Here is a 9,846-nt window from a genome sequence, read left to right as displayed (position 1 = left end):
GCTCGCGCCGAAGTCCACGAGGATGTGCAAATGGAGGTTTAAGCGAAAATGCCCGGCGACATGCGAGACTTGTTGCGGCTCAAATACAAGCTCGCTCAGGTCCATTGGTTCGGAAACCACCGCTAGCGCCGATATAGAAATCCACCTGATCACCAACGTGACTTCGTCCGATATGCTGCACCACTAAGATACAAGGCAGGAGCGGATTTTTTTCTGCTCCGGCTGGTCTATCTTGAAATCCCGCACATGCACCTGTCGAGTTGATCCGCGTTGCCGCGCAGGCCGAACTGGGATTGCACCAACTCAGGAAGTTGCGCGCAAGTTTCGGTCGAGAATTGATCGACGCACTAGATGAGGAAGCATAGGCGAAAGCGGGGTATTTAATCGCCGCTGCCCGGTCAGTTGGATTCAACGGGCGCAATCAGATCTGCAATCCTCAAGATCCCCTGGCAAACACGCCAGATGCAGCCCGTTCCGAGAAACAGGTCGACCGCGCTGTTCATGTCGCCGAACTGAAGGTGGTAGCCGTTCGCATTCACGTTGATGGAGATGCGAACGCCGCTCGTTGCGACTAGCTGGGTCCGGGCGCAGTGAACGGCTTCGATCAATCGCCGGCCGAACTCCTTCGTGTCTTCCAAATCGAGAGAGATCAGGCGCGGCGGGCTGTGGGATTGATTGAAAGGATAAGTCGCATCAAGAAAGACCGTTCTGCCATCAGACGTCAGGAGCAATTGGCTAACGGATTTGCCTGCCGGAAAAACGAAGCACCGGTCATCAAGATCAATCTTGATTTCGAATTTTGGCTTGAACTCGGTAACGATCCGCGGGGTCGGGTTTATCGCCATGGCTGTTGCGCCGCCTAGGGGCAAGTCCTCATCAATTTGCAATATTAACGACTATGGGCGAATTGTAGGATCTAGAATTGACGACGGCAATACCGGTTCTCGCATTCTGACCAACTCCGAGGCTGGGCGGGTTCTGCTGCCCTGGCCGCGGCTGACCGAGGTCTCGGGCGCGAGCTGCCAAAGCCCGGTTTGCAAAACTTGCGTTTTATCTTTAACGCTGAATTCCGGGCTGACGGCGTCAGTGATAGTCGCTCGGCAGGACGATATGACCGCCGTCAGGCAATTGAGAGAGCCTGCGATATGGTTGCGTCTACGGAGCAGGGCTGCAGAGGACCGTCCGGTGGAATCTTTTGAAGGAAGGTCGGCGAATGGCGATCAGGATTGCAGCGGTGAAGACCGCTAGTCTATCGGACGACAAGAAAGAGGTGATTGTCGCGACCAGCGGCAAATATACCGGCGATCTGGAGCTGAGGTTTGCGCATGAGTGCCTGGACGATCTCATTGATTCTCTGATCCGGGCCAGGAATGTGATGCAGCCGGCTGCTCCAATCGGCTCCGCTACAAGGCAGGCTGCTGCTCCAGTGACCGAGAAGGGGGGCAGCGGCAATCCGGATGAGGTCCGCTTCGAATTGCCGAAGAATTTCACCATAACGGCAGACACGAGCGGCCGAGGTTTGATCCTGTTCATTCTTAATCATCGGCTGGAAGGCCAGGTTGGCTATGCGCTGTCGCCGGACGCGGCAAAACAGGTGGCCGGCGGTCTCACGAAGAGCGCCGACGCGTTGCTTTCATTGAACCAGGCTGCTACGTCTCAGAATTGAATTCTAATTTTTCTGCCCGGGTCCCTTACATGTTTTGAGTATTTCGTGATGGCGAAGAAAACGATTACGCTGAATGCCCGTTCGAAATGGCCCGATGTCAAAGACGACTACGTAATTTGGCATCAAGACCACGCAATCGGCAGGATCCGCCTGGTGGCCGACCCGAAAGCGCCGGCTACTCCGTGGGAGTGGTTCATCACCGTGCCCGTGGCAATGCCGGCATGGGCAAACGGGACGGGTGAAAGTTGCGACGTCTGCATGAAGGAATTCAGCGCGGCCTGGTCAAGGTTTTTGAAGGAAATTCCAGCCGAGCGCCTCGAGCGCGCATGGGAGTTCGAGCGCGCGGCCCAGTCTCGTCGGCCGCGAGGCGATCCTTCTGCAGCCCTGCAGGGGGCGCAAGGCGGGCACTGAGGGGACTCCGCGCAAGGTTTCCTGCGCGAAGGCTCGAGCCGAGTGGCCTCGAAAATTACTGCCAAGATTAGCGAGAGCCGAGGTTTGCCACCGGGGACGTCCCCGCAGCCTGGATCGGCTCATGGTCGGGGTGAACACAGGCGATTTGACCGGTCCCACTCGCCGCGTAGGAGCGGAGGCCTTGAACGGGACGTAAAACTAGCGATCCAGATTAGCTCGGCGGTTCCAGCGAGCTTAAATGGACGGTTCATTTGCGGGAACCGCGCCAATACACTGGCGATACCTGCTGAAAATATGTTTCTCCGCGCACTCTAAATTAATTTAAATTCAATGAGGCGGGTGCCTTGCGCCGCCGCCTAGCAGCGGGATTACCCGGGGGCCCATAGCCCTCCGATTACCGCATAAATACGGTGTTTTGCGAGCCCTGACGGTCCGGCGCGCTTCCGTCAAAAAGTTCGCCACGTTAAACATTGCCTTAGATAAATTGAAAATCGTACGGGGTCCCTGCTAAGGTGCAGCAGTTGGCTCAATGTCATTTGGCCCAAACGGGTCGCAAATAGTTAATTTAAAGAGGGGCGGGATTTCCGCCGAACCGTGTGAGTGCTCCGTTCAAGAGACCTGACGAACTTCGGCGTTTGCTGGAGAGTTGCCAGAGCTATTTCGTCACCGCTGCGATCTTCAGTCTGGCGATTAACCTGCTCTATCTGGCCGGGCCGCTTTACATGCTGCAGGTCTATGATCGCGTGATTTCGAGCGCCAGCGAGATCACGCTTCTGATGCTCACGATCGCGCTCTTGATCGCTTTCATGGCGTTGGCCGGGTTGGACGCCGTTCGGGCGCGCGTGCTGACCCGCGCCAGCATTCGTCTCGACCAGAAGATCGCGACGCGCGTGATGACTGCGATCATCGATCGCTCCGCAAGCGCCGGCGGCGCCCGCAGCCAGTTGCTGCGCGATTTCGATACCTTCCGTCAGTTTGTTACCGGCGCGGGCATCCACGCGATCTTCGATCTGCCCTGGGCGCCAATCTATATTGCAGTGATCTTCGTGCTGCACCCCTTCCTGGGGGCATTTGCCTTGGGCTGCTGCATTGTGCTGGTCCTCATGGCCCTGTTCAACGAATGGCTGGTCAAGCTGCCGTTGACTGAAGCTGGTGAGGCGGCTTCCCGGAGCTATAGCTTCACCGAGATGAGCCTGCGCAACACCGAAGTGGTCCGGGCCATGGGCATGACCGAAGGCCTGCTGAGGCGATGGTCCCGTGATCGTAACCGCATGCTTGAACGGCAGGTCTCTGCTAGCGACCGTGCCGCCACTATGCAGAGCCTCATCCGTTTTCTGCGGCTTGCCATGCAGTCGATGATATTGGGTCTCGGCGCCTATCTCGTGATCGAACGACTTGCCACCGTCGGCGCCATGTTTGCCGCCAGCATATTGCTCGGAAGGGCCTTGCAGCCCGTGGAGCAGATCGTCGGTTCCTGGCGCAATCTGGTTTCCGCGCGCGGGGCATTCCTGCGTATACGCGAACTTCTGTCGGCCAACCCCGAACGCGACGCCGGCCTGACGCTGCCGCGGCCGAAGGGCCAACTCTCGGTCGAGGGGTTGACCTATGTGCCCCCGCTTAGTTCGAAGCCGATCCTGCGCGGGGTAACGTTCGTGATCGAGCCAGGCGAGGTCTTGGGTGTTATCGGCCCTTCGGGCGCCGGCAAATCCACGCTTTCGCGTCACCTGGTTGGCGTGCTCGTGCCGTCTGCCGGGGCGGTGCGACTGGACGGCGCGGATGTATCGAGTTGGGTCAGGACGTCACTCGGTCAGCATATCGGTTATCTCCCCCAGGATATTGAGCTGTTTGCCGACACGGTCGCGGCCAATATCAGCCGCTTCCAGGAAGGCGAAGACGACGAGGCGATTCTGGCCGCGCAGGCAGCCGGCGTGCACGAGATGGTGGTGCGCCTGCCAGACGGCTATGACACCCAGGTGGGAGAAGGCGGCGCCATACTTTCGGGCGGCTATCGTCAGCGTATTGGTCTAGCCCGCGCCATCTTCGCCAATCCGAGCCTCGTGGTGCTGGATGAGCCGAGCTCAAATCTCGATGCCGAAGGCGATGCCGCGCTGGCGGTTTGCATTCTTCAGCTCAAGAAGCGCGGCACGACCGTGGTGATCGTGTCGCATCGGCCGGCCACGATCGGGGTGGTCGACAAGATACTGGTTCTCAGGGACGGGGTAGCGGAAATGTTTGGGCCCCGCGCCGAAATCATGTCGCGTCTCACGCGCCCCGTGCCAGTGCATGCCGTACAAGGTTCGACGGGCTAGGAATCTGAAATGGCTCTTTTGGATGCTGCAATTCGGAGCAGGGGGGGCGCCGCGGGACTGCGCGGTAAGCCGACCGTCGGCGAGCAGCCGCCAAGCGACTCCATCAATCGCGTCGCCCTGGCAGGCTGGCTGATCATCGCGATCTTTTTCGGCGGTATCGGGACATGGGCGGCAACCGCGCCCCTCAACGGCGCGGTCGTGGGCAATGCGATCGTTAAGGTCGACGGCAACCGCAAGAGCGTTCAGCACCTCGACGGCGGGATCGTCAAGGAGCTTCATGTCAGAGAAGGCGAGAAGGTCAACGTCGGCGACCTCTTGATCGTGCTCGACGAATCCCAGGCGCGCGCCGAATACGACGTGCTCTCCCAGCAATATGTCGTGCTCCGTGCAACCGAAGTACGGCTGCTCACCGAACTTGACCATGGCTCGGCGCTGGTGATGCCCGACGATCTCAAGGCGCGCGTGGAAGAGACCTATCTGAAGAGCGTCTGGAACGGCCAGATCAGCCAGTTTGAAAGTCGTCGAGCCGCGATTGAAGGACAGCGCAACGTCATCCGGGAGAAAATCAATCAGTTGGACTCGCAGATCGTCGGCGCCGAAGCGCAGGTCAAATCCTTCACAGACCAAATCACCTCTGTAAAGGCTGAAGCCAAAGACATCGCGCCGCTGGTCGAGCGGGGACTGATCGCCCGGCCGCGCATCCTGCAGCTGGAGCGCACCGCATATGGCCTCGAGGGGCAGATTGCGGATGCCAATGCCAACATCGCCAAGGCCCGGCAAGCCATTGCGGAGCAGCGGCAGCAGATCGCGCAACTCGACAACGACCGGATGACCGATGTCACCAAGGACCTGCGCGACACCCAGGCCAAGATGCTTGAGGTGATCCCGAAGGCAGTAAATGCAAAGGCCGTACTCGGCCGCATGGAAATCCGCGCGCCCTATGCCGGCAGGGTCGTTGCGCTGACCGCGTTTTCCGTCGGCGGCGTCATTCAGCGCGGCGACAAGATTCTCGACATCGTCCCGGATCAGGACTTGCTCACCATCGAGGCGCAGATCGCGGTCGAGGATATCAGCGACATCAGGCCCGACATGCGTGCCGAAGTTCACCTCACGGCCTACAAGCAGCGCATCGTTCCGATCATTCATGGCGACATCATCCAGATTTCCGCCGATCGTCTGACCGATCCGAAAACCAATAATCCCTATTACACGGCGTTCGTCCGGATCGATGAGAGCGAGCTTGCGGCCATGCCGAATATCCGGCTCTATCCGGGTATGCCGGCCACGGTGATGATCCCCACCATCCAGCGAACCGCGTTCGACTATATTGTCGGACCGCTCGTGATGTCGTTCAATCACTCGTTTCGGCAGAAGTAACGCCTGATTCGCTGTCGGGGAAATCGCCGGCCCGATGGATCCGGAAGATTGATCTTGCGATCAATCTTGGGTTGAAATTCAAATTTGGATACGCGGGCATCGTTTGACTGACATTGGTCGCGGTGGGCGGAAATGGCAATCTTCATCGCTGCCGTGAAAAGAGACGGCGAAACCGGCTATTCGGCATCGTTTCCCGACTATTCGACCTGTGCGGTGCCAGCCCGGACGGTGGACGAGGTGATTGCCGGGGGCCAGAGCCAAGCTGCTGGCCCATCTAGAAAACCTGCTAGCGGCCGATCAGGAAATTTGCGTGCCGATGCCGGCCGAATCGATCGCGCGGAACGGCGCATTGCTTCTTGCCGCGATCGATGTGCCGGACGATCTCCGGACCGTTCGCGTCGAATTTGAACAGTCCTGTCGCTGGCGCGGCTTGAGGCCTTGGCTAAGCGGCGTGGATTGACGCTTTCTGCGCTCTTTGTCGCGGCGGCCGACCGATGGGCCGTCGAAGAGCCTGCGGCCCGGCCGCGCGCGGTGGAACGCGACGGCATCATCCTGTCCGACTTCGATAATCCGCTCGAATTGAAGGTGGAAACGATCGCCGTCGCCGGGCGGGTTCAGAACCTGTCCGCAGTCGACCAGAGCATCGTTACGGAACAGGTACGGGAAGTAACCGCGGACATCACCGCGGAGCTGGCGCGCTTGCTTGAGGAGCAGGCCGTCTCGCGTCTGTCGAACGGCGCAAAAGACGACCCCGACCTGCATCAACGCAACCGCTCTTAATTTATCAGCTGAAAGGACCCTTGCGTCCCAAGGCCCTTGATAAAGACCCCTCCGTTTGGCACTCTTCGCTAAATTAGCGTCTCAGGGAAACCGGGGTTTACCATGCAAAAGCCGTTGCTTGCCGCCGTCGCTGCCGTTTCATTTGTGGTGCTCTCAAGCAGCGTTGCCTATAGCGGCCCTTACCCGTTCGGTGACGAGCCATACCGACTCAATTGGGGATACGATCCGCAGATGGAGGCGGGCTGCCTGAAATGGAATTGGCAGCAATACCAGTGGCAGGACACGTGTGCGGTCTACGTGCACCCGAAGGCGTACATGTATCCGCGTTCTTCGCGAGCGGTGTTGCGAACCAAGGGCTGAGCGTCGATCTGAGCAAATCAAATCAGGTCGAAGGCTTATGGCGCTCCGGTCTCAGGAGCGCAGTAGCGTGCAGGCGACCTGGCTGTGCTTTCCGAAGTTCAGCAGCGCGTTCTCTCGAAAGCCGTCCAGCCAGATCCCGCGCCCGGCATAGCGATAGCCGACGCCCATCGGAATCAGCCGCACGTGCGTGGCGCCATGATGGCCGAGATGGAGCGAACCGGTAACGACCTCTCCGGCTATCGACACTGCAATCGGACAAAGCGGATACTGCCGACCGTTGTCGCAGGTAAAAACAAGATCGGAACAGTTTCCGACCGAGGCCGGGCCCGAGGACATCAGGCCAAGGTCCGCTGCTGGCGCCGGCCCGGCGAACACGGAAAATCCAACAAAAGCCACAGCTAAAAACGTGCCAAGTCCAATGCGCATTGCGGCCCCCAAGAAGTTGAAAACGAGCGCCAAGAGAGCAAAAATCATTCGAAGCGTCAATTAATTCCTATGTTGGCGCGAAGTTGTCACGCCTTTTTCGCCAACGGGGTGGGCACCTCGACCGCCTGCGTCGCGCAGGATCTGATCGCGTGACAAACTGAGGGGCGGATGGTGCCCGCGACTTCAGCGAACGTCAGCTTCAAAAACCCCATAAAATCACGGCTCGCGAACGTCTCTCGATTACTGCTTGGTGTTGCTGGTTTGTCGCAGTAAATCAAAAGATAAATCAAATGGCACCTTGCTTGGGGCCGTTAACCTTTACTGACCACAATTTACCTGCAACTGGTGAGTGCAGTGATTGTTTGATGCGGCCGGATCCGGATGATTGATCGGACCGGGGTACTGGGGGCGGGATGAACTTCCGAAATCACGTTGCTGGCTCGAGATTTCTACGCGTCTATGGGTCGGCTGCCTTGATGGCGACCATGTCATTCATCCCGATCCAGTCTCAGGCTCAGGATCGTCAACCCCAATCCACTCAACCCCAATCCACTCAATCCCAAGCCGCCCCCCAGGCAAAAGTGGATGGCGTGTTTAGTGGCCCGAGCTTTCGCAAGGGCCTTTGGCGTTTTGTTCGAACGCTTGATGTCGTCAGGAATGCGAACAAGAACGTCAAGTACAGATTGGTTGACCGGGAGATGACGCGCTGCGTTGATCCAACCCAGGCGATGAAGGCGACCTTCTCATCATCGCCCGTTGGAGGCTGCGTTTCCGACAAGCCGGAAAAAGTCGGCAATAAATATACGTTCGGCCACAGGTGCGATTATCTGGGAGCGGTCAGCACCGTCATAACGGTGCACAGTGACGAAGCTTACACTGAACTCAACGAAGTCACCGTCGGTGAGCATCCGAAGTCGGATCTGGTCACCGCAAAGAGAATTGGGGATTGTACCGACGACAAGGCGGAAGACTTGGCAAAGACTTCTGTTTTGTCCTTGCAGCACTGAGATCATATCTGATCGCGGCTCCGTCAAAAATTGAACAGGGTCCTTGGCGCAAGGCAGTCACTTGACCGCCGTGAATTCGCGCCCGGGCGTAGCTTGGGGCCCTCATCACATTTTGCGCCGAACGGCTGTGGTCACGTCGTCTCCGATGGAGCGAGGGGGCAGGCATCGATGCCGGTTACGGCCTTGTTTACCAGGCCGGGCCTGATCACCCGCCAAGCGCGATTCGTTAACCAGGATTTAAGGCGAGGTCCCTCGAATGATTGTCTACGGCGGGCGCGACTGGCTGTTCAATCAGACAACGGGGAAAATCGAAAATGACCGCAAGTAATGACTTGGCTGCGTCGAAAATCATCTCCCGCTGCCTCCTCGTGATCATCGCATCGTTCGTAGCGGCCCTCGTCCTTTTGCCGGAGGCTCATGCGGACGAAGGATTTGGCGGTCCGACCTTCCGAAAAGGGATGTGGCGATTTGTGCGAACCCTCGAAATCGTTACCCATTCGAACGTGAGGCATAAATTGTTCGAGCGCGAGATGACGCGCTGCGTTGATCCAACCCAGGCCATGAAAGCCACATTTTCATCCGCTCCGGTCGGGAGCTGCCATTCGGCCAAGCCGGAGAAGGTCAACAACCGGTACATCTTCTCCAATCGCTGCGATTACATGGGGCCGGTCAGCACCGTCATAACCGTGCAAAGCGATGAAGCTTACAGCGAGGTCAATCAACTCACAGTGGGGCAGCTGCCGAGGACGGATCTGGTGATCGCGCGAAGAATTGGCGATTGCCGGGAGGACAGTGCTGCGCTTGGTCAACCTTCGGACCTTCCCATCGAACACTGAAATCTGGGACCGATCCGGGCCGATGGCTGGCGGACGCCACGGCTCGGGCGTTGGAACTTCAAATACCCGGGCGACGCTCTAAATCTTTTGCTGGGCGCCCGGTCCGCTCACCTTGACGGTGATTTTCTGAATTTCCGTTCGCCCGCCCGCGTACTTGACCTCGATCGTCAGAACGTCATCGCCCAGAAATTCGGGGGGTGATTTGTAAAACGCGACGTAGGCAGGCACCTCGAGCGCCAGGCAGGCCTTGTAGTTGGTGGCCTTCGCCTTTGCGGTCTTTACGACTACCTTGCCGGCGGTCGGCGGACTGACCAATCGAATGGTCGGCAGGGGGCCTGACGTGCAGTCCGGCAGCACGTTCAGGTAAACGCCGATTTGGGTGTCCCTATTTGGCAACGTTTTAACTGAACGCTCGACCGTCTCCGTCGGGGCCTGCGCAGTTGCTGTGCCAATGGCCCCCACAAGGACTGCCAAAGCGCACGATTGGTAGATTGCCCGCATCGACGGCTCCAAATCGCAGGGAAAACTGAACAGGGTCGGGCGGGCAACAGCTCGCCAAAAGATTAATACTTCCTAACCTCTTGTTCTGACAGAGCAGTCTGTCCCCTCTTTACCACATCTGCACCGAAAGTATTGATTAACCAAACACATTTCTTGACCTCAACTGGGGTTAA

At 58.3% G+C, this 9,846-nt stretch carries 11 protein-coding genes; 8 read left to right on the top strand and 3 right to left on the bottom strand.

What is annotated here, in order from left to right; genetic code table 11:
- Positions 1-398: 398 nt before the first annotated feature.
- Positions 399-845 (bottom strand): hypothetical protein, encoded by a 447-nt coding sequence (locus NL528_RS28760; RefSeq protein ID WP_309177776.1) that lies wholly within the window; start codon positions 843-845, stop codon positions 399-401.
- Between the two features lie 368 nt (positions 846-1,213).
- On the opposite strand from NL528_RS28760, the gene NL528_RS28755 reads away from it, so the two are divergent.
- The 6 genes from NL528_RS28755 (at position 1,214) to NL528_RS28730 (ending at position 6,903) form a co-directional block, all read left to right on the top strand.
- Complete coding sequence (locus NL528_RS28755; RefSeq protein WP_309177775.1) at positions 1,214-1,666, top strand: hypothetical protein; 453 nt, start codon at positions 1,214-1,216, stop codon at positions 1,664-1,666.
- Positions 1,667-1,714: 48 nt separating this feature from the next.
- Positions 1,715-2,077, top strand: coding sequence for a hypothetical protein (locus NL528_RS28750; protein WP_309177774.1), 363 nt, complete (start codon positions 1,715-1,717; stop codon positions 2,075-2,077).
- A gap of 596 nt (positions 2,078-2,673) precedes the next feature.
- Positions 2,674-4,386, top strand: coding sequence for a type I secretion system permease/ATPase (locus NL528_RS28745; protein WP_309177773.1), 1,713 nt, complete (start codon positions 2,674-2,676; stop codon positions 4,384-4,386).
- Between the two features lie 9 nt (positions 4,387-4,395).
- The gene (locus NL528_RS28740; protein WP_309177772.1) at positions 4,396-5,763 is read left to right on the top strand and encodes an HlyD family type I secretion periplasmic adaptor subunit; all 1,368 of its coding nucleotides are present in this window, start codon (positions 4,396-4,398) and stop codon (positions 5,761-5,763) included.
- A 456-nt stretch (positions 5,764-6,219) separates the two neighbouring features.
- Positions 6,220-6,543: a hypothetical protein gene (locus NL528_RS28735; protein WP_309177771.1), complete on the top strand. Its 324-nt coding sequence runs from the start codon at positions 6,220-6,222 to the stop codon at positions 6,541-6,543.
- Positions 6,544-6,645: 102 nt separating this feature from the next.
- Entirely contained in the window at positions 6,646-6,903 is a 258-nt protein-coding gene (locus NL528_RS28730; RefSeq protein ID WP_309177770.1) for a hypothetical protein, read from the top strand.
- A gap of 51 nt (positions 6,904-6,954) precedes the next feature.
- On the opposite strand, the gene NL528_RS28725 is transcribed toward NL528_RS28730, so the two are convergent.
- Positions 6,955-7,329, bottom strand: a complete 375-nt coding sequence (locus NL528_RS28725) for a hypothetical protein (RefSeq protein ID WP_309177769.1) — start codon at positions 7,327-7,329, stop codon at positions 6,955-6,957.
- 476 nt (positions 7,330-7,805) lie between these two features.
- Between NL528_RS28725 and NL528_RS28720 the strand changes: the two genes are divergently transcribed.
- A complete protein-coding gene (locus NL528_RS28720; protein ID WP_309177768.1) occupies positions 7,806-8,336 on the top strand; it encodes a DUF3617 family protein in 531 nt (176 codons plus the stop codon).
- 332 nt (positions 8,337-8,668) lie between these two features.
- Positions 8,669-9,172, top strand: a complete 504-nt coding sequence (locus NL528_RS28715; protein ID WP_309177767.1) for a hypothetical protein — start codon at positions 8,669-8,671, stop codon at positions 9,170-9,172.
- 78 nt (positions 9,173-9,250) lie between these two features.
- On the opposite strand, the gene NL528_RS28710 is transcribed toward NL528_RS28715, so the two are convergent.
- Positions 9,251-9,673 carry a hypothetical protein gene (locus tag NL528_RS28710; protein ID WP_309177766.1) on the bottom strand — a complete coding sequence of 141 codons (423 nt, stop codon included), beginning with the start codon at positions 9,671-9,673 and terminating at the stop codon, positions 9,251-9,253.
- Positions 9,674-9,846: the final 173 nt, after the last annotated feature.

This window comes from Bradyrhizobium sp. Ash2021 (assembly GCF_031202265.1).
In the GTDB taxonomy this organism is placed as follows: Bacteria; Pseudomonadota; Alphaproteobacteria; order Rhizobiales; family Xanthobacteraceae; genus Bradyrhizobium.
The sequence above is the reverse complement of the archived record's forward strand: the minus strand, read 5'-3'. Positions and strand labels throughout refer to the sequence as shown.

Bases quoted from the DNA above. Each gene is read 5' to 3' on its own strand.
- NL528_RS28760 (WP_309177776.1), bottom strand. From the start codon at position 845: ATGGCGATAAACCCGACCCCGCGGATCGTTACCGAGTTCAAGCCAAAA.
- NL528_RS28755 (WP_309177775.1), top strand. From the start codon at position 1,214: ATGGCGATCAGGATTGCAGCGGTGAAGACCGCTAGTCTATCGGACGAC.
- NL528_RS28750 (WP_309177774.1), top strand. From the start codon at position 1,715: ATGGCGAAGAAAACGATTACGCTGAATGCCCGTTCGAAATGGCCCGAT.
- NL528_RS28740 (WP_309177772.1), top strand. From the start codon at position 4,396: ATGGCTCTTTTGGATGCTGCAATTCGGAGCAGGGGGGGCGCCGCGGGA.
- NL528_RS28730 (WP_309177770.1), top strand. From the start codon at position 6,646: ATGCAAAAGCCGTTGCTTGCCGCCGTCGCTGCCGTTTCATTTGTGGTG.
- NL528_RS28725 (WP_309177769.1), bottom strand. From the start codon at position 7,329: ATGCGCATTGGACTTGGCACGTTTTTAGCTGTGGCTTTTGTTGGATTT.
- NL528_RS28720 (WP_309177768.1), top strand. From the start codon at position 7,806: ATGGCGACCATGTCATTCATCCCGATCCAGTCTCAGGCTCAGGATCGT.
- NL528_RS28710 (WP_309177766.1), bottom strand. From the start codon at position 9,673: ATGCGGGCAATCTACCAATCGTGCGCTTTGGCAGTCCTTGTGGGGGCC.